This is a genomic window from Neobacillus terrisolis (assembly GCF_051233475.1).
Taxonomy (GTDB): Bacteria; Bacillota; Bacilli; order Bacillales; family Cytobacillaceae; genus Bacillus_BU.
The window spans coordinates 103731-122947 of record NZ_JBKFGH010000022.1 but is presented as its reverse complement, the minus strand read 5'-3'; the positions used below and the strand labels follow the sequence as shown (position 1 = coordinate 122947).

At 40.5% G+C, this 19217-nt stretch carries 20 protein-coding genes; 17 read left to right on the top strand and 3 right to left on the bottom strand.

Translation table 11 applies throughout. The features are described from left to right. Positions 1-2 precede the first annotated feature (2 nt). Genes hypB through hypE form a run of 5 tightly spaced genes read left to right on the top strand, consistent with a single transcriptional unit; the run spans position 3 to position 5250 of the window. Positions 3-662: a hydrogenase nickel incorporation protein HypB gene (gene hypB, locus ACI48O_RS14750; RefSeq protein WP_435562588.1), complete on the top strand. Its 660-nt coding sequence runs from the start codon at positions 3-5 to the stop codon at positions 660-662. Beyond that, on the top strand, positions 647-2938 hold the full coding sequence (gene hypF / locus ACI48O_RS14745; protein ID WP_435562587.1) for a carbamoyltransferase HypF: 2292 nt from the start codon (positions 647-649) through the stop codon (positions 2936-2938). The genes hypB and hypF overlap by 16 nt, the downstream gene beginning before the upstream one ends. Next, the gene (locus ACI48O_RS14740) at positions 2929-3153 is read left to right on the top strand and encodes a HypC/HybG/HupF family hydrogenase formation chaperone (protein ID WP_435562586.1); all 225 of its coding nucleotides are present in this window, start codon (positions 2929-2931) and stop codon (positions 3151-3153) included. Before hypF ends, ACI48O_RS14740 begins: the two co-directional genes overlap by 10 nt. Beyond that, positions 3137-4249 carry a hydrogenase formation protein HypD gene (gene hypD / locus ACI48O_RS14735; protein ID WP_435562585.1) on the top strand — a complete coding sequence of 371 codons (1113 nt, stop codon included), beginning with the start codon at positions 3137-3139 and terminating at the stop codon, positions 4247-4249. The genes ACI48O_RS14740 and hypD overlap by 17 nt, the downstream gene beginning before the upstream one ends. Further along, positions 4249-5250, top strand: coding sequence for a hydrogenase expression/formation protein HypE (hypE, locus tag ACI48O_RS14730; RefSeq protein WP_435562584.1), 1002 nt, complete (start codon positions 4249-4251; stop codon positions 5248-5250). Before hypD ends, hypE begins: the two co-directional genes overlap by 1 nt. Before the next feature lie 46 nt (positions 5251-5296). On the opposite strand, the gene ACI48O_RS14725 is transcribed toward hypE, so the two are convergent. After that, positions 5297-5857, bottom strand: a complete 561-nt coding sequence (locus ACI48O_RS14725; RefSeq protein ID WP_435562583.1) for a class D sortase — start codon at positions 5855-5857, stop codon at positions 5297-5299. A gap of 729 nt (positions 5858-6586) precedes the next feature. On the opposite strand from ACI48O_RS14725, the gene ACI48O_RS14720 reads away from it, so the two are divergent. The 3 genes from ACI48O_RS14720 to ACI48O_RS14710 all read left to right on the top strand — a co-directional run bounded on the left by ACI48O_RS14720 (position 6587) and on the right by ACI48O_RS14710 (position 8811). Next, positions 6587-7429 (top strand): DegV family protein, encoded by an 843-nt coding sequence (locus ACI48O_RS14720; protein WP_435562582.1) that lies wholly within the window; start codon positions 6587-6589, stop codon positions 7427-7429. 111 nt (positions 7430-7540) lie between these two features. Next, the gene (locus tag ACI48O_RS14715; protein ID WP_435562581.1) at positions 7541-8122 is read left to right on the top strand and encodes an SCO family protein; all 582 of its coding nucleotides are present in this window, start codon (positions 7541-7543) and stop codon (positions 8120-8122) included. 116 nt (positions 8123-8238) lie between these two features. Next, a complete protein-coding gene (locus ACI48O_RS14710; RefSeq protein ID WP_435562580.1) occupies positions 8239-8811 on the top strand; it encodes a YpmS family protein in 573 nt (190 codons plus the stop codon). 409 nt (positions 8812-9220) lie between these two features. Here ACI48O_RS14710 and ACI48O_RS14705 read toward each other — a convergent pair whose 3' ends face one another. Beyond that, positions 9221-9985, bottom strand: a complete 765-nt coding sequence (locus tag ACI48O_RS14705) for a DUF4397 domain-containing protein (RefSeq protein ID WP_435562579.1) — start codon at positions 9983-9985, stop codon at positions 9221-9223. A 303-nt stretch (positions 9986-10288) separates the two neighbouring features. On the opposite strand from ACI48O_RS14705, the gene rsgA reads away from it, so the two are divergent. From rsgA to msrB, 3 genes are all read left to right on the top strand, one after another. Beyond that, positions 10289-11350 carry a ribosome small subunit-dependent GTPase A gene (gene rsgA / locus ACI48O_RS14700; RefSeq protein WP_435562578.1) on the top strand — a complete coding sequence of 354 codons (1062 nt, stop codon included), beginning with the start codon at positions 10289-10291 and terminating at the stop codon, positions 11348-11350. Positions 11351-11459: 109 nt separating this feature from the next. Then, positions 11460-12002, top strand: coding sequence for a peptide-methionine (S)-S-oxide reductase MsrA (gene msrA / locus ACI48O_RS14695; protein WP_435562577.1), 543 nt, complete (start codon positions 11460-11462; stop codon positions 12000-12002). After that, the gene (gene msrB / locus ACI48O_RS14690; protein WP_435562576.1) at positions 11992-12432 is read left to right on the top strand and encodes a peptide-methionine (R)-S-oxide reductase MsrB; all 441 of its coding nucleotides are present in this window, start codon (positions 11992-11994) and stop codon (positions 12430-12432) included. The genes msrA and msrB overlap by 11 nt, the downstream gene beginning before the upstream one ends. A 49-nt stretch (positions 12433-12481) precedes the next feature. On the opposite strand, the gene ACI48O_RS14685 is transcribed toward msrB, so the two are convergent. Beyond that, positions 12482-13072: a DUF502 domain-containing protein gene (locus ACI48O_RS14685; RefSeq protein ID WP_435562575.1), complete on the bottom strand. Its 591-nt coding sequence runs from the start codon at positions 13070-13072 to the stop codon at positions 12482-12484. A 180-nt stretch (positions 13073-13252) separates the two neighbouring features. On the opposite strand from ACI48O_RS14685, the gene ACI48O_RS14680 reads away from it, so the two are divergent. The 6 genes from ACI48O_RS14680 to ACI48O_RS14655 all read left to right on the top strand — a co-directional run bounded on the left by ACI48O_RS14680 (position 13253) and on the right by ACI48O_RS14655 (position 19215). After that, positions 13253-13402, top strand: coding sequence for a YjcZ family sporulation protein (locus tag ACI48O_RS14680; protein WP_435562574.1), 150 nt, complete (start codon positions 13253-13255; stop codon positions 13400-13402). A gap of 175 nt (positions 13403-13577) precedes the next feature. Beyond that, positions 13578-15044, top strand: a complete 1467-nt coding sequence (locus tag ACI48O_RS14675; RefSeq protein ID WP_435562573.1) for an NAD(P)/FAD-dependent oxidoreductase — start codon at positions 13578-13580, stop codon at positions 15042-15044. A 321-nt stretch (positions 15045-15365) separates the two neighbouring features. After that, positions 15366-16355, top strand: a complete 990-nt coding sequence (locus ACI48O_RS14670) for a S66 family peptidase (protein ID WP_435562572.1) — start codon at positions 15366-15368, stop codon at positions 16353-16355. Between the two features lie 146 nt (positions 16356-16501). Then, entirely contained in the window at positions 16502-17863 is a 1362-nt protein-coding gene (locus ACI48O_RS14665; protein WP_435562571.1) for an aspartate aminotransferase family protein, read from the top strand. Next, entirely contained in the window at positions 17864-18556 is a 693-nt protein-coding gene (locus ACI48O_RS14660; protein WP_435562570.1) for a CoA transferase subunit A, read from the top strand. It abuts the gene before it with no gap. Beyond that, positions 18541-19215, top strand: coding sequence for a 3-oxoacid CoA-transferase subunit B (locus ACI48O_RS14655; protein ID WP_435562569.1), 675 nt, complete (start codon positions 18541-18543; stop codon positions 19213-19215). Before ACI48O_RS14660 ends, ACI48O_RS14655 begins: the two co-directional genes overlap by 16 nt. Positions 19216-19217 lie beyond the last annotated feature (2 nt).

The window sequence follows — 19217 nt, the reverse complement described above, 5'->3', positions numbered from 1 at the left end:
CCATGAAAGTAACGTTACGTACAGATGTGTTAACGAATAATAATAAGGCAGCAGAGTTTAATCGGGGATTATTTTCGGAGACCAATACCTTTGTCATAAACATGATGAGTTCACCAGGAGCAGGGAAAACGACGTTGCTTGAGGAAACGGTCCGATCATTATCACACCGTTTGCGAATAGGTGTGATAGAAGGAGACCTCGCTACAGAAAGAGATGCAGATCGTATTCGTGCCCTAGGTGCTAAAGCGGTACAGATTAACACTCATGGCGGTTGCCACCTCGATGCAAGGATGGTTGCGGCAGCTTTGGCAGAGTTGGATTTAGATGAAATCGATTTATTATTTATCGAAAATGTCGGGAATTTAGTCTGTCCCTCTGGATATGATTTGGGACAGCAACATAAAATTGCTGTTTTGAGCGTACCGGAAGGAAATGATAAGATTCCTAAATATCCAACGATGTTTATGAGAACCGAGCTTGTTCTTGTAAACAAGATTGACCTGCTTCCATATTTAAATTTCAATGTTGATGAGGCAAGAGCTGATTTAGAGGGGATAAATCCGGAATCAAAGTTAATCCCGCTTTCGGCAACGACCAAAGAGGGGTTTGAGGATTGGCTTTCTTGGATTGAAGGTGCTCATTCAGCATGGCTTCAGCGCTAAAAGTATCTGTCAGAGGAAGAGTGCAAGGAGTCGGGTTTCGACCATTTGTGTTTGGACTTGCTGATAAATACCAGGTTACCGGAACCGTTCAAAATAATATGGATGGTGTAAAAATTAACATTGAAGGGGAAGAGGACAAGCTTCAAGCCTTTTTATATGATCTTGAGAATAGCCCGCCCCGACTCTCAAAAATTAATGAAATCATTGTCGAAAAAGTTGAGCTGAGTCACTACTCGACTTTTTCCATTATTCAAAGTGAACGGACTGGAACTTCTTTGCTGGTCATTCCAATTGATTCAGCCGTATGTGACGAGTGCTTGGGAGAGATGAGAGACCCGGATGATTTTCGATATCGTTATCCGTTTATCAACTGTACCCAATGTGGTCCTCGCTATACGATTATTAGTGAACTTCCTTATGATCGACCTTATACAACCATGGCGCCTTTTGAAATGTGCCCTGAGTGCCGAGAAGAGTACGAGAACCCATTGAATCGAAGACATCATGCCCAGCCAATCGCATGTCCAACATGTGGACCAAAGGTTTCATTGTATGATTCAAGTGGTAAAGAAATAGATTGTGAGCCACTTTCTGAGGCGGTTACGTTACTTGAAAAAGGGAAAATAATTGCTATTAAGGGAATAGGCGGCTACCACTTGTGTTGCGATGCTACTAATGAAGAAGCGGTGGCAGAACTTCGCCGACGAAAAAATAGAAGAGTTCGGCCGCTAGCAGTGATGGCAGCTTCGCTTGAAGAGATTCAAACGTTTGCATTGGTTGAAAATGCCGAAAGTAAGTTATTGCAAAGTCCTGAATCACCTATTGTTGTATTGCGGAAGAAAAGCACTTCAGAATTGGCAGAGGGAATAGCCCCGGGGATGAGTACGGTAGGGGTGATGCTTCCGTATACTCCGCTTCACCATTTGTTATTTGAAAATAAAAATTTGAGATGCATTGTCATGACAAGCGCCAATCCATCTGGGCTTCCAATGATCTACAATGAAAATCAAGTTTTTCAATATTTAAACGGGATTGCAGACTATTATCTTATTCATAATCGAGAAATCTTACATCCTGTTGATGATTCTGTAATCCAATGGAACAATCAAAATCAAGATTTCCTTCGTCGTTCAAGAGGCTATGTTCCTGACCCATTATCGATTAAAGCGGATGTAACAGGGGTCATTGCCTTTGGCGGACAACAAAAAACAACCTTTTCCATAGGGCGAAACCAGCAGATTTTTATCGGCCCCCATATTGGGGATTTAGATAATATTGAAACGGTTAATCATTTTAAGCAAGAGTTAGACCATTTATTGAAGTGGATTGACATCCCAAAACGGACAGCGGTCATTGATGCCCATCCAGGCTACTTAAATAGGGTCTTTCTTAAAGATTATCAATTTGATGAAACAATCGAAGTACAGCATCACCACGCTCACATGGCTGCCTGCATGGGGGAGAATGAACTTAACGGGGAAGCTTACGGAATTATCTTGGATGGAACTGGGTATGGATCCGATGGTCATATTTGGGGTTTTGAGATTCTCTATGGCGGTTATTCCAATATGGAACGTCTAGGTCATCTTTGTTACACCCCTCTTCCTGGAAACGAGAAGGCCATTAAGGAGCCGTGGCGAAATGCGGCGGGAATGCTCATCTCCCTATTAGGGAAACAGGGCGAAGAATATGCCAGAACACTTTTTAATGACAAAGAAGCAGAACTTAACGTGATTAAAATGATGCTTTCAAACAACATCAATATCGTACAAGCTGGGACATGCGGAAGGTTATTTGATGCCGTGAGCGCGATGGCTGGGCTTTGTCAAAAGTCAACTTATGATGGGGAAGCCGCGATTAAACTCGGTGAATTGGCAAAGAGCAATCACGAACTGGCTCCATATTCATTCGAACTTTTAGATAAAGACAGTCTATTAATCTTTGATTTTTCAAAAATGCTACAGGAAATTGCCAAGGATATTTTGAACAAAACCGCTGTGGAAACGATAAGTACCAGATTTCATGAATCGATTGTCAAAGCACTGGTTGAAGCGATGCAAATCATGAAAAATCAAAACCCTGACCGTTCAAATCAAGTCGTCCTATCCGGAGGTAGCTTTCATAATCGTTACTTACGTGAAAAGCTTACGAGGTCATTAAATGCTTTAGGGTTTTCCGTTTATAATCATCAAAAGGTTCCGTGTAATGATGGAGGCCTATCTTACGGACAGTTATTGGTCGCAACAGCGAAAAGGGAGGCATTAACATGTGTGTAGGGGTTCCTGCAAAAGTAATCGAAAAACATGAATATACGGCAGTAGTCGATGTCATGGGTTCACAAACGACTGTCGGGATCATTTTCATTCCTGAGGTGGAGATTGGCGACTATGTAATTGTTCATGCCGGCCAAGCGATGTCAATTGTGGATGAGGAGTATGCCAAAGTCAGTGTTGAAGAGTGGAGGAAACTAGTCGATGCTAGAAATTCTTAAACAGTCCGCTAACCCTGATATTTGTAAACCTCTACTAGATGCCGTAATCGAAAAAGCACAGGAATTCCATACAGTATTCGGAAGAAAACCTGCTTTTATGGAAGTGTGTGGTTCACATACAATGGCACTTGCTAAATCTGGAGTGAAGCAATGTTTAATAAACGATGTTCAGCTTGTTTCAGGTCCTGGCTGCCCAGTCTGTGTAACCGATCAAAAATCGATCGATGCCATGATTGCCCTATCCGAGGGGGAAGGCCGCATCATTTGCACATTCGGTGATATGGTAAGAGTCCCGGGGTCTACGAGAACGTTATTAGATGCAAAAACAACAGGCAAAGATATTCGCGTTTTGTATTCACCTGTTGATGCCATCCGTTTAGCCCAAGAAAACCCTGATAAAGAAGTCATTTTTCTTGGAATCGGCTTTGAAACAACGATCCCGATATTGGCCTTACTGGTTGGACAAGCTCACTCCCTTCAATTACCTAACTTTTCAGTATGGATGACAACGAAGCTTGTTGAGCCTATTCTCCGTTCCTTATTAGATGCAGGTGAGGTTCGGCTTGATGGATTTTTACTTCCGGGCCACGTTTCGATTGTTTTAGGAGAAGATTCCTATCAGTTCCTTGCAGAAGAGTATCATGTTTCTGGGGTCATATCTGGTTTCGAACCTGCCGAGCTGCTAAGTGGAATCTATAAGCTGATCGATCTTGCCCTGAAAAATGAAGCAAAAATCATTAATGATCATCGGGCCATTGTTACTAAGGAAGGGAATCGAGTCGCTCAGCAGTGGATGGAAACTTACTTTGAAGTTTGTGATGAAGCATGGCGGGGAATTGGGATTATTCCTAACAGTGGACTCGATATAAAACCTGCTTTCGATCAGTTTAATGCCAAAAAGCGATATCAAATTAAGCAAGAAGAACCAAAGAAAACGAAATGTCGATGCGGGGAAGTCATCAGGGGGTTAATTTCCCCAAATGAATGCTCATTATTTGGCAAGGCATGCCGACCAACGAACCCGATTGGTCCATGTATGGTTTCGGCGGAAGGAAGCTGCGCAGCATACTACCATTACATGAGGGAGAGTTACTAATGGAAAAAATAATCACCTTAGCCCATGGTGATGGAGGAGAACTTAGCCATCGATTAATTCAAGAAATTTTTGTTGAAGCATTTGGACATCAGAAGGAAGCGATGTTTGATGCCTCGCAATTGGTATTACCTTCAAACGAAATTGCCGTTACTACTGATTCCTTTGTGATTAAACCGATTTTCTTTCCAGGTGGTTCAATCGGCAAGTTAGCAGTCGCAGGCACGGTAAATGACCTTGCTGTAAGCGGAGCAAAGCCTCTTTATCTGACATGCGGATTTGTTATTGAAGAAGGCTTCAAGGTCTCTGACTTAAAGAAAATCGTCTTGGATATGGCGAGTGAAGCTAGTAAGACGGGCGTATCAATCATTGCCGGTGATACGAAAGTAGTAGAAAAAGGAAGTGCCGATGGAGTCTATATCAATACAACAGGGATTGGAATCATTGAAAAGAAATTGAATCCAGAACTGTTGTTTGAAGAAGGGGATTCGATTATTATCTCTGGTACGATTGGCGACCATGGGATGGCCGTTTTGACAGCAAGAGAAAATCTCGGTATTTCGGTCCCAATTGACAGTGATTGTGCTTCTTTAAATCACATGCTAAATCGTCTACACGAGAGCTGCGATACGGTCAGAATAATGAGGGACCCAACTAGAGGAGGATTAGCGACAACACTAGTTGAAATTGCTGAGGATTTCTCGCTAACCTTAATGATTGAGGAGGATAAACTTCCAATTAAGGGAGAGGTTCATGGTGCTTGTGACCTATTAGGCTTTGATCCGCTCTATTTGGCCAATGAAGGCAAGGCGATTATCATCGTATCTGAAGCTGAGACTGACAAGGTTATTGATATCCTTAAGGAGTTTACGATTGGTGTAGATGCTTGTGTAATCGGTAAGGTATCAGGCAAAGGGAAGGGACAACTCCTTCTGCAAACTCCGTTAGGCTCCAAGCGTTTATTAACTCGGTTATCCGGGATGATGCTTCCGAGAATATGTTAATATTGATTAAATAAGCAAGAGGCGGACTTCTGTATCCGCCTCTTGCTTATTTAATCGGTTTTGCCGTGATGATATACCGCTGTGGTGCATTTCCGACGTACCGGAATGGATAGCAGGTTGTCACAACTAGAACCTCATCAGGAGCAGTGGATTTGATTATTGTACGATCATCTGCTTCCACTACTCTAGTTTCCTCAATTTTATACGTGAATTCACCATAAGGGACCTTGATGGTCAGTTCATCACCAATTTTCAATTCTCCCATTCTCCGAAAAACGGTATCCCGATGCCCGGACAAAACAATTTGGTCATTTCCTGAAGGCCAAGCCGATCCCTTAAAATGCCCGACTCCTTTTTCCAAATCGTCTTCATCCGTTCCTTCAACGATTGGGAGGTCCGCGTCGATTCGAGGAATCGTAAGAATCCCGGCTACATCTCCGGTAAATGGGGAAAAGTCCTCTTTCTTCGTTGGTTGCTTTTCTATTATTTTATGTGCTTTTACTAGATTATCTTTTTGGACCGAATCGGTTTTAACCATTTGATAAACACTATATCCAATAATGATGAGTCCAACCGTAATTAACAGCAGGGAAAATTTACGCCCCATAGTACCCCTCCGTCTCTATAACTATTATTTTATTTGATTTTAATGGTCGTAACAACTCTGCTACTTGAAATAAATTTCGTTGTGAAGGATTATGGGGAAAATTTGTTATCTGATGATGCTTGCTTTTATTGGTTACAAAAACGGAAAGGGAAAGTACCGAAAGTGTAATCAATAGCCCTTATTGGTTACAAAAACAGTAAGGGAAAACAACGAAAGTATACCCAATAGCCCTTATTGGTTGCAAAAACAGCAAGGGAAAACAACGAAAGTGTACCCAATAGCCCTTATTGGTAGCAAAAACGGTAAGAGGAAACATCGAAAATATAACCAATAACCTTTATTGGTTACAAAAACAGTAAGGGAAAGCAACGAAAGTATACCCAATAGCCCTTATTGGTTGCAAAAACAGTAAGGGAAAGCAACGAAAGTATACCCAATAGCCCTTATTGGTTACAAAAACGGAAAGAGAAACAAACGAAAATGTAACCAATAACCTTCGCTGGAAAAAATAGTAAAAAATCAAAAAAACGCCCACAATGATTTCCTTAATCTAGAAATTTTAACCCCCAGTTCATTATCACCGGAAAAACACAAAAATATTTTTTTATCTAACCTTATTATACGTTCTCAAAATGTGTCGAATTAAAGCGAAAAGTTATGGGATTTTGTTTCTTTGAGCAAAATGAACATGTATAATACAATTAAGTGTTGAAATAGGGAAGTGAAAAATTGAGTAAAATTAAAATCGTAACCGATTCCACTGCGGATTTAACTCATGAAGAAATCAGTAAATATAATCTAGAAGTAGTGCCGTTATCGATCCATATAAATGGAGAAACATTTATTGATCGAGTTGACATTACCCCTGTTGAGTTTATTAAAAAAATGAAAGAATCTCCGGAACTACCGAAAAGCTCTCAGCCATCTGCTGGAACATTTGTAGAAGTGTACGACCGGTTGGCAGATGAAGGATATGAAGTCATCTCCATTCATATGACTGGAGGAATGAGCGGGACGGTTCAGTCAGCTGCAAGTGCCGCGCAAATGACGAAAGCAAAGGTAACCGTTGTTGATTCTCGGTTCATTTCCCGGGCATTGACATTTCAGGTTATTGAAGCAGCTAAGATGGCCCAAAGTGGAAAATCTTCTGCTGAAATTATTGAGCACATCAATAAAATTCGTGAACAAACACGGTTATTTGTGGTTGTAGATACACTAGAGAATTTAGTAAAGGGTGGTAGAATCGGAAAAGGTAGAGCGATGATCGGGTCTCTCTTGAATATTAAACCGATTGCAAGCCTCGAGGGAGGCGTCTATACTCCTGTTGCCAAGGTGCGAAGCCACTCGCAAGTAGCAAAATATCTCGCCAAACAATTTGCTGAAGATGTTAAGGACAAGACCGTCAAGGGTGCGGGAATTGTTCATGTTGAGGGACTAGAATTAGCGAACAAAGTGAAGGACGCCATGATTGAATTGACAGGCTTTTCGGAAACGACTATTTCCTATACCACACCTGTAATTGGAACACATACTGGTGTAGGGGCTATCGGGTTTATGTATTATTTTGAATAAGTTCAAAAGGAAAAGGATGATATAAATCACACCTTTTCCTTTTTTCTTTTGAAAAGGTTTGTTAGAATAAAATTCAGATAATATTGATAAAATGATTAAGCAGGTGACAAAATGTTTAGAAAAGGGAATGTAGTAGCCATTATTCTGATCCTACTGGTTACACTGTCTGCATGTGGACAAAATGAAATTAAAAATGCGAAAAACTGGCCTGTTCAAGATTTTACCTACACCGACCAAAATGGAAAGCCATTTGGTTTATCTGATTTAAAAGGAAAAGTGTGGGTTTCAGATTTTATTTTTACTACCTGTGCTGATGTTTGCATGCCGATGACAGCTAATATGTCGAAGCTTCAAAAGATGTTAAAGGACGAAGGAATCAAAGATGTTGAGCTCGTCTCATTTAGCGTGGATCCAACCGTTGACAACCCAGAGCAATTGAAAATGTTTGCTGATAATTTTGAAGCAGACTTTAGCAACTGGCACTTTTTAACGGGATATTCTCAAGAGGAAATTGAGAAGAAGGCATTAAAGGACTTTAAAGCAGTTGTGAAAAAACCGGTTAACGAGGATCAAGTAATTCACGGAATTGATTTTTATTTAATCGATCAAGAAGGAAAAATCGTAAAATATTACGATGGACTGAATGAAATTCCCTATAAAGAAATAATAAGAGACATCAAAACCTTGCAATAGACCTTCCTGTAAGGTCTTTTTTCTTTCTATTACTATTAATCGAGCTGATATAGTAAACTAATCATGGATATTTCGGAATAACAAAACCTTTTATAGCTAAATAGGAGAATACAGACATGAAAAATAAATGGAAAAGCTTGTTTTTAATTTTAGCAACTATAAACGTACTAATTATTGCGATCATTTTTTACTATATAACTTCCCCCGTAGATGAAAAACCTATTGAAGATAGAAATGTTACAAGTGATTCAGTTCCGTTTAAAATACAAACGAATAAAGCGGATCTAAATAAAGTAATCAATCAATACCTTGAAAAACAAGGCAATGGTTCGGTTGATTATCAAATAAGCTTGGACAATGTGGTGAATCTATACAGCACACTTATCATTTTTAATCAAAAAGTTGATATGAAAATAGCGTTTGATCCCATCCCATTAGAAAATGGAGATCTTATTTTGAAGGAGAAGGAAATCTCAATTGGAAAGCTCCACCTTCCCCCGGCAGTTGTCTTAACCCTGTTAGCGAATGCCTATCAATTTCCGAACTGGATGACCATCCAGCCAAAGGAAGAACAGGTTTATGTAGATGTGCAGGAATTACCATTAAAAGGTGGATTGCAGGTTGAAGTAAATGAATTTGATTTAAAGCAAGATCAAATTATGTTTACTTTGTACATGCCTATAAAATAAGCCGTTCTCTTTTACTACAACTACCAGTTCCAGCTGGTTCAAATAAGAAGTGCTGCAGCAACAAATATATATGCGGACATACGATCCGCTATTTTGACAAAAAGTGTTGTTTTGATAGGCTATCCGGACACTGGATCCGTTATTTGTTGATATTTGGGCATTATTTATTGGTTTTTAGTGAAATAAGGGAACCTATGTCCGCTTAATGCAGTAAAAAGGGGAAAAATTCAAAAATAAGGTCCTGTATGTCCGCTTAATCAAAAAAGGCAGAGCAAATGTTACAGATATTGCTCTGCCAATTTTATGATGGCGGCTCTGCCCGCTGATCGTTATATTTATAAACTTTTAGAAGTCAAGTAAAAAAATAATAGTTTTATAGTAAAAAAATTAACGGCCAATACTCCGGCCGTTAACCTCTAATGATAAATGCTTCGAGTAAGGGTTCACCTTGTTGAAGACCTGCGGCTACAATGGTATAAACCTCATTTTCTTTAAATTGCATGTTCGGCAAAGGCAGAATTACTTGTTTCGTTCCCGCTTCCCTCATCTCTAGCTTCACGTTCATCGGAGTCAAACCTAAGTAAGGTGTTACATTTCTATAAGCAACTTGAGGGAATACAACATCTCCTTTAACGACAGCGAGATCAACAGCTGGTGTATTTTGAGATAGATGGAGGAAACGAACTTTAGTTTCTCCAGTGGGAACATCAAGATGATCTACAACTGAAAGCATCCGAAGTTTTTTCTCAGTTCCAATGATTGGCAAGGTATAAATTTTCCCTGCTTCGACCGTTATTCTTTTGTTTAAAATAGAGGATACCGAATTCTCTGCAGGATAAATATCAACATGGTATTTTCCAGTTGGAAGAGACAAATAGTTGCTTACATCTTTGTAAGAAATATTTTTGAAGACCCTAATGGCATTAATGTAAACATCGACATTAGGCGCATCTGTTGAAACGTGAAGAAAGCGAATCGCTCCATTAGGCTGATTGCTTTGTGTTACAGGGCGTTGTTCCAACCTTGATAATTGAAACGCTTTTGTTAATGCTTGCAAATGCTTTTTGTAATAGTGAATATGCATATTAGGATCTAAATATTTATAGTAATTTGCCATCATATCATAGGCTGATGCTTTTTCGAAGTAATCCTGACCATTCCTCTTTTCAGACATACGCCTCGCTCCTATCCTCATTGCTTCTTCAATAACATATGCTCTTTGGGCGGCTGAGGTGTGTAAAAGTGAAACTTGGAAATCGATATTTACTTTTTGGATGATTTTGCATATACTAAAATCAACAAAAAGAAAGGTGGGTGAAGTGTAATGATTGCAGAGATTGTCGTAAATGTTAACTGTATTTTGCACAGCCCATCGGAATCGTTCGTTAATTAGTAGTGGATTTAATGTTCCTCGACTCGATTAACCATGGGCTGTCTTGCCTATGGTTTTTTATTATGTCTAAGATGGAGGAACGAAATGAATTCGATAACATTTGGTTTAGATGAACAATTTAAGCGGGAGTTTAAAAGCTTTGAACATAAAGAGTATATAATTGGACGGGTTGCCCTGGAATATAAGGGACTTTACCGGGTTTGGACCGATATAGGAGAACTTCTGTGTGAGGTTACAGGTAAATTTTTATATGAGGCAAAAAGTAAAGAAGATTTTCCAACCGTTGGCGATTGGGTTGTCCTCGATCCTCGTAAGGATGAACAAAAAGGGACGATTCATGCGGTTCTGTCGAGAAAAAGTAAATTTTCCAGAAAAATCGCTGGTTCAACAACGGAAGAACAATTGATTGCGGCCAATATTGATACCATATTCATTGTCAATTCATTAAATGATGATTTAAATTTACGCAGAATCGAGCGTTACCTATTGCTGGCATGGGAAAGTGGCGCGAATCCGGTCATCATTTTAAGTAAAGCTGATTTATGCGAAGAAGTAGAGCAGTCCTTACAAGAGGTTGAAGGTGTTGCCCTTGGTGTTCCGGTTATTCCAATAAGTGTGGTGACAAAGCAAGGTTTAGAACAACTGCAAGCCTACCTAGAACCAGGCAAAACCATCGCCTTATTAGGCTCCTCCGGTGTCGGGAAATCGTCCTTGACGAATTTCTTATTAGGGGATGAAAAGCAAAAAGTCCAAGGGATTAGAGAAAGTGATGATAAAGGGCGACATACGACCACACATCGCGAATTATGTTTGCTTCCTAACGGGGCGATGGTCATTGATACACCGGGGTTAAGAGAATTACAACTTTGGGAAGGTGACACGGGACTGAGTGAAAGCTTTTCCGATATTGAGGCGATTGCCGAAAAATGTAAATTTCGCGATTGTTCTCATGACGAAGAACCGGGTTGTGCCGTTCGGGCAGCAGTGGAGGAAGGAACGCTTTCTAATCGGAGGCTTGACAGCTATAAAAAATTACAAAGAGAGTTAGCTTACCTGGATCGGAAATTGGATAAGCGAGCCCAAGCAGAAGAAAAGAGAAAATGGAAAAACATTCATAAGCAAATAAAGCAAAGAAACAACCGTTAACGAAATGGCTGCTCCTAAATGTAGGAGTAGCCATTATTTTTCATTTTTAAAAAGAAACGTTAAAATAGTGATAATAGGTGAAAACGAAACTTATTTTGGAGGTGTGGAGATGGAAAGCCATTTAGAGCTGGCAACATTTGCCGGAGGCTGTTTCTGGTGTATGGTTAAGCCATTTGATGAACAGCCCGGGATTGAAAGGGTGGTTTCAGGATATACCGGGGGACATGTGGAAAATCCAACTTATAAACAGGTTTGCTCAGAAACGACGGGACACTATGAAGCCGTTCAAATAACCTTTAATCCAGACGTATTTCCTTATGAAAAATTACTTGAATTATATTGGCAGCAAATTGATCCAACCGATCCGGGCGGTCAATTTTATGATCGAGGCACGTCATATCAAACGGTCATCTTTTATCATAATGAAGAGCAAAAAAGACTTGCCGAAGCTTCCAAAAGTGAGCTTGAACGTAGCGGACGTTTTGCTAAACCGATTGCTACCAAAATTTTTCCTGCAAAAGAATTTTATCCTGCAGAAGAATATCATCAGCATTATTATAAGAAAAACGAGCTTCACTATCAGGGATATCGGATCGGATCCGGGCGGGATGCCTTTATCCGGAAGCATTGGGGGGAAGAGTATGGAAAATAAAAAAGTGGACGATTTAAAAAAGCGTCTGACACCAATTCAGTATGAAGTAACACAACGAAACGGAACAGAGCCGCCATTTAAAAATGAATATTGGAATGAATCACGTGAGGGTGTTTACGTTGATATTATTTCCGGAGAGCCGCTGTTTAGCTCCAAGGATAAGTTTGATTCCGGCTGCGGCTGGCCAAGCTTTACTAGGCCGATTAAGGATAATGAGATTGTTGAAAAGGAGGATTTCAGCCATTACATGATTCGCACTGAAGTGAGGAGCAAACAGGCTGATTCCCATTTAGGCCATGTCTTTAATGATGGACCACAACCAACTGGTCTCCGTTATTGTATTAATTCAGCAGCACTGCGTTTTATTCCCAAGGAAGATCTTGAAAAAGAAGGCTATCAAGAATTTCTTAGATTATTTGAAGAAAAGTAAAGAACGCCGCTCCGTGCGGCGTTCTTTGCTTGTTCCAAGTACAAACAGCTTATTGACTTTGCTTCACTTGTTTCGTTGTCATTCCGCCGGATAAAATGAACTTCATCGCATCTTCAGGTTTGACATCAATAATTTCAATCTGATCCTTTGGAACTAAGAAGGTGAAGCCGGCAACCTGAAAGGTTTGCGGCACATATACAGCCACGTATTGGGAAAGGGGCTGATGAAAATTTTCCAAATCCTCTGTGGTGATAAATCCCATGCTTTTCATCTCTGTTCCAGGAATGGTTACTAGAGCAACCTTGGAAAACGATTTTTTCTCACCAAGAAAGGAATGAATCGTATCCTTGATAACGGAATAGATAGTCTTAACTAATGGGATATTATCGAGGATTCGATCAATGATCCGAATCATCTTTCCGGTTATGAATTTAGTAGATAACCAGCCTAACAGGGTGATCAACACTAAAGTCAGCAGTAAGCCAATTCCGGGAATGTAGTCATTTTTCAAAAATGGCTTAAGTACGTTTCCAAGGATGCTGTCTAAAAACATAAATGTTTTATAAATAACATAAATTACGAGAATGATAGGGACAATCGTTAAGATTCCATTAATAAAATTCTTCACTAGATTCCTCATCTGCGTTACCTCCACTGTGCTTTCATTTCATACCTCTTTTAGTTTATCAAATTCCACTCTTATAAGGTGACAAAAGATTCCCTAAGATTATCACAAAAAAATAGGCGAATACACATGCGAGACAAGAACCTATTACATACTGTATCAATGAGACCGATAAATTTTCAGGGAGTGATGATCATGCATTATGGAATGGGTGGTTATGGCTGTGGATACGGCTATACTGCACCGTGTGCATATCCAGGCTTTGGCTATAATAATTGGTTTGCGCTAATTGTTGTTTTATTTATTTTATTAATTATCATTGGTGCAAGCTGTTACGGAAAATAAGACGAAAGTGCGACTCACGGTTGATCCGTGAGTTTTTCATTTTGTTATTACGAATGTTTTTTGGTATATAGGTTGTTAATGTTCGGATTTTGTGTTGACTCCACTCTGTATTTTTGATATATTAACCTTTGGTTAAGGATATACACGAAGATATTACGTCTGGAGGAATAATCCGATGAAATCAAATTATGATGTTATTGTTGTAGGCGCAGGTCCTGCAGGAATTTTTACTTGCTATGAACTTACATTGAAAATGCCGAATGCTAATGTACTTTTAGTGGATAAAGGCCATGATATATATAAACGAAACTGTCCAATTTTACAAAAGAAAATAGAAAAATGTCCGCCAGCTGCTGGAAGAAAGGAATTCGCAGGATGCTTACCGGCATGTTCAATCACCAATGGCTTTGGCGGAGCTGGAGCCTATTCCGATGGGAAATTTAACATAACAAGTGAATTTGGCGGTTGGATGACTGATTATCTCCCTGAATCACAAGTATTAGAATTAATTAAATATGTGGACGACATCAATCTTTCTCATGGAGCAACGGAAAGCATTACCGACCCGTTAACGGACAAGGTAAAGGATATTGAACGAAGAGGCTATGCCGCAGGGTTAAAGCTGCTTCGTGCTCAAGTTCGTCACTTAGGCACAGAGCAAAATTTGCAAATTTTAATGAGCATTTTTGAATACTTAAAAGATAAAATTGATATGGCGTTTAAAACAGAGGTAAGCGATTTAATTACCGAAAAAACTTCTGAAGGTTTTAAAATTAGTGGAATTCATTTGAAAAATGGCGAGTCCATCTATTCGGAAAAAGTCGTAATCACTCCAGGGCGCGACGGCTCAAAATGGCTATCTGATATGTTTAAATCACGCCGCATTGGCATGATCAATAATCAGGTTGATATTGGTGTTCGCGTTGAGACCTCTAATGTTGTCATGGAGGAAATTAACGAGAACTTATATGAAGGAAAGTTCGTCTTTAACACCTCTGTCGGAACAAAGGTAAGAACTTTCTGCAGCAATCCTTCAGGTCATGTAGTGGTTGAAAATCATTCGGGAATTATGCTGGCCAATGGACACGCTTATCGCGATCCTAAATTAGGAAGTGCTAATACAAACTTTGCCTTGCTTGTATCGCATACTTTCTCGGCTCCATTCGATAAGCCAAATGAATACGCCCATGAGATTTCAAGATTGGCGAACGTTTTATCAAATGGCGGCTTGATTGTTCAAAAATACGGAGATATTTTAAAAGGTAGACGTTCAACAGAGAAACGAATTAAGGAAGGTTTCATCGAGCCAACTCTAAAGGAAGCAGTTCCTGGTGATTTAGGACTTGTTCTACCTTACAATACAATGAAAAGCTTAATCGAAATGACCGAGGCATTGAACCATGTTTCTCCGGGTCTTGCATCTGAGCATACGTTATTCTATGGAGTAGAAGCAAAATTCTACTCAGCTCGTCCAAAACTGAATGAGCGTTTTGAAACCGAAATCAACGGTTTGTATGTTGGCGGAGACGGTGCCGGTATTACACGCGGTCTTGCTCAAGCGAGTGCCTGCGGCGTTTGGATTGCCCGAGATATTATCGAAAAAACAAAAGTATCATCATCGAATGATGCAGTCTTAGTATAAAAAGTAGGTAAACCTAAAGGGGTGGGGCTCCTTTAGGTTTTTTTGTTGATGTATGCTTGGTATGAATGGGGTCTGATGTCTGATGGACCACTTCAACGGATTTTCCAGAAGGTTTTGGTCACATGAAGGGCTCATGTGACCACTTCAATTGTATTTTCAGCAGTTTTTGGTCACATAACCGATACTACGTCCCTAACTCACCTACTTTAAATTGTTCTTGGCTAATAAAACAGGGTAAATAAAAAATTCATGACTGGTTCATAGGTTATCCAAGAAATATGTGGTAAAATTAGTCTTTACAATGGATTTGGGGGTATTATCATGTTTCCAGCAAAGCTACAGCCAGGAGATGAAATTCGAGTCATTGCACCATCTACCAGTATGGCACTTGTAAAAGAAAAACAACTCGAAATTGCCGTTGAGCGATTAAACAAATTAGGCTTTACCGTAACTTACGGAAAAAACGTTAATGTCCATGATGAATTTTATAGTTCCTCGATTGATGAAAGACTCGAAGATTTACATGATGCCTTTCGCGATCCGAATGTAAAGGCGATTCTAACAGCACTTGGCGGCTATAACAGCAACCAATTGCTCAAATATATTGATTATGATCTTATTCGGGCCAACCCGAAAATTTTTTGCGGATATAGTGATATTACCGCTTTAAGCTTGGCTATTTATAAAAAAACAGGATTAGTAACCTATTCTGGTCCCCATTTCTCCAGCTTTGGGATGAAAGAGGGCTTCGATTATTCATTGCAATCCTTTTTAGATGCAGTCACAAACGATTCTCCATATGAAATCGTGCCATCATCCTTTTGGAGTGATGATCCATGGTACTTGGATCAAGAAAACAGAACCTTTGTCGAGCAAAGCCATTATCACGTTATTCATGAAGGAAGTGCAGAAGGAAATTTAATTGGCGGAAATTTATGCACCCTTAATCTCTTGCAGGGAACCGAATTCATGCCATCACTAAAGGATGCAATCCTCGTCATTGAAGATGATCATGAATCGCATCCGCACCTCTTTGATCGAGATTTGCAATCCTTGCTCCATTTACCTGAAGCAGACCAAATTAAAGCTATTTTAATCGGAAGATTCCAAAAGGACTCGAATATGACGGAGGCTGCGTTGGAGCAAATTATTGAAAATAAGCGTGAGCTAACTAATATTCCGGTCATTGCCAATGTCAATATCGGTCATGTATATCCATTTGCAACGATTCCAATAGGAGCATCTGCTTCGGTACGGGCAAAAGGAAATGATACGGAAATTACCATCGAACAAGCGGAATACAATAAATAAAGCAACACCATAATATCGTTAACATTAACCAAAACAGGCACAAGATCTTGTGTCTGTTTTTTTCATTTATAAACTCCCCAATTCATATAATGGAATAGTAAGAGAATGACAGAGTCACCGGTTTGAATAAGAAACGGAGTGAGACCATGGACCAATCCTATTTAATAAAACCGCTTTTAGACTCTACATATCCTGTAGTCGATTATGGAGAGGGGATTTATTTATACGATAAGACGGGAAAAAAGTATCTCGATGCATCGTCTGGTGCTGTGACCGCCAATATTGGCCATGGGGTACCAGAAATTGTTGAAGCCATGCAAAAGCAAGCACAGCGAGTTTCGTTTGTCTATCGTTCGCAATTTACAAGTGAGGCGGCGGAGGCATTAGCCAATAAGATTGCTAGCCTCGCGCCAGGAGATTTAAATTGGAGTTTTTTTGTCAACAGCGGTTCTGAGGCGACCGAAACGGCAATGAAGATTGCGATTCAATATTGGCAAGAAAAAGGGATCACTTCTAAAACGAAAATACTCTCGCGCTGGGTCAGCTATCACGGAATCACTATCGGTGCTCTGTCCATGTCCGGTCATCCAAGTCGGCGGGCTCGATTTGTCCCTCACTTAGAAGATTGCCCATCGATCAATCCTCCGTATTGCTATCGTTGCCCATATAACCAATCTGCACCCCAATGTGGTTATCCATGTGCTCATGAATTAGAAACCGCCATAAAGCGTATCGGTGCAGACAAAATCGCTGCGTTCATTGCCGAACCCATCATTGGTGCCGCTGGCGGTGCAATCACGCCGCCAAAAGACTATTACAAGGTCATTAAGGATATTTGCAAGCGAAACGAAATCCTCTTTATAGCTGATGAAGTGATGACTGGATTTGGAAGAACCGGGCCCATCTTAGCGAGCGAGCATTGGGACGTGAAGCCTGATATTGTTGCTCTAGGAAAAGGAATGGGAGCCGGGTATGCCGTGATAGCGGCCACTCTTGTTAGTGATCAAATCATGGAGCCGATTTTGGAAGGCTCAAAGCTCGTCATGAGCGGCCACACGCTTAGTGCCAACCCGCAGGCTTGTGCCGTTTCCTTAGCTGTTCTTGAATACTTAGAAAAAAATCAAATCGGGAGCCAAGTCGAAGCAAAAGGTATTTATTTAAAAAATATGCTGGAAAAATTAATGAATCAATTCGACTTTATTGGTGATATAAGAGGAAAAGGTCTGTTACTAGGGATTGAATTCATTGAAGACAGAACCACTAAACAACCATTTCCAAGGGCAATTCAAGTTACAAAAACAATTATTGAAATAGCTCAGAAAAACGGGCTGTTAATTTATCCCGCCGGCTCGGGTCTTGACGGAATAAACGGAGATGCCATTATTATTTCCCCGCCCTTAACAATTACGAAACGAGAAATAGAGGAACTAGCGCGCTTAATAACCACGACTCTTTTGCAATTTAAAGAAATGATAAGCAACAGCAAGCCGAAGGAAGGTGAACTCTGAATGGATAATTCTTTCGGGAAAATCATTCCGCTTCAGGAAGCAACTGAATATTTTTTTGACGGCATGACCTTAATGTTTGGCGGGTTTGGCGGGGTAGGTTCCCCGCCGACACTTATTGAGGCCATTATGGCAAAGGAAATCAAACGGCTTACTCTAATTGGAAACGACACGGGCTTTCCCCATATCGGGATAGGAAAAATTATCAGCAATGGTCAGGCTGACAAAGTAATCGCCTCCCATATCGGCTCCAACCCGATCGCCGGAAAATTAATGACGGAAGGCAAGCTTGAAGTGGAGTTTTCCCCACAAGGAATACTAGCCGAAAGAATCAGAGCGGGGGGAGTTGGATTAGGAGGGATTTTAAGCGACATTGGCTTAGAAAATGAAGTGATTTCAGCTAGGAAGCCCACCTTAAACATTGAAGGGAAAAACTACATGATTGAAACAGCCTTAACGGCCGATGTTTCGATTGTATATGCAAAAAAAGCGGATCCTTACGGAAATCTCATTTTTGACAAAAGTGCGCGCAACACCAATCCCCTCGTCGCGATGGCAGGCAAGGTCACCATTGCGGAGGTTGCAGAAATCGTACCGCTTGGAAGTTTAAATCCTGATGAGATTGTAACCCCGGGCATCTTTGTTGATAAAATCATCCAATCGGAAGGGGTGAATTGGGAGTGGGCATGGGAGTAAAGATTCGCGAGATGATGGCACAAAGGGCAGCCCAAGAAATTAGATCCGGAATGACGGTGAACCTTGGCATCGGTATCCCTTCATTAGTTCCGAATTACCTGACGGCTAGCCACGTCATGTTTCAGGCTGAAAATGGAATTTTGGGGATGGGACCAAGTCCGGTAAAGGGTGATGAGGATGAAAACCTATGCAATGCAGGTGGCTTCCCGGTAACGGTTAACAAGGGAGCATCGTATTGTGACAGTGCCACCGCATTTGCGATGATTCGCAGGGGAAGGATTGACATAACGATACTGGGGGCACTTGAAGTTAGCCGGAAAGGGGATTTGGCGAATTGGATTGTTCCAGGTAAAAAAGTACCTGGTATGGGCGGAGCAATCGAATTGGCTCAAAAAGCGAAAAAGGTAATTGTTCTAATGAGTCACACTGACAAACATGGAAATCCGAAGATCGTTGAGGAGTGTCAATTTCCATTAACAGCCTCCTCCTGTGTAAACATGATCATAACCGAGATGGGGGTTTTTCATGTCGTTCCGACAGGGATTGAATTAAGTGAACTATTCCCCCCATATTCCGTTAAAGATGTTCTAGAAAAAACAGGTTGTCCATTATTAACAGTGCCCGAAATTAAAACGATCAAAATTGACAACAAGGAGTGATA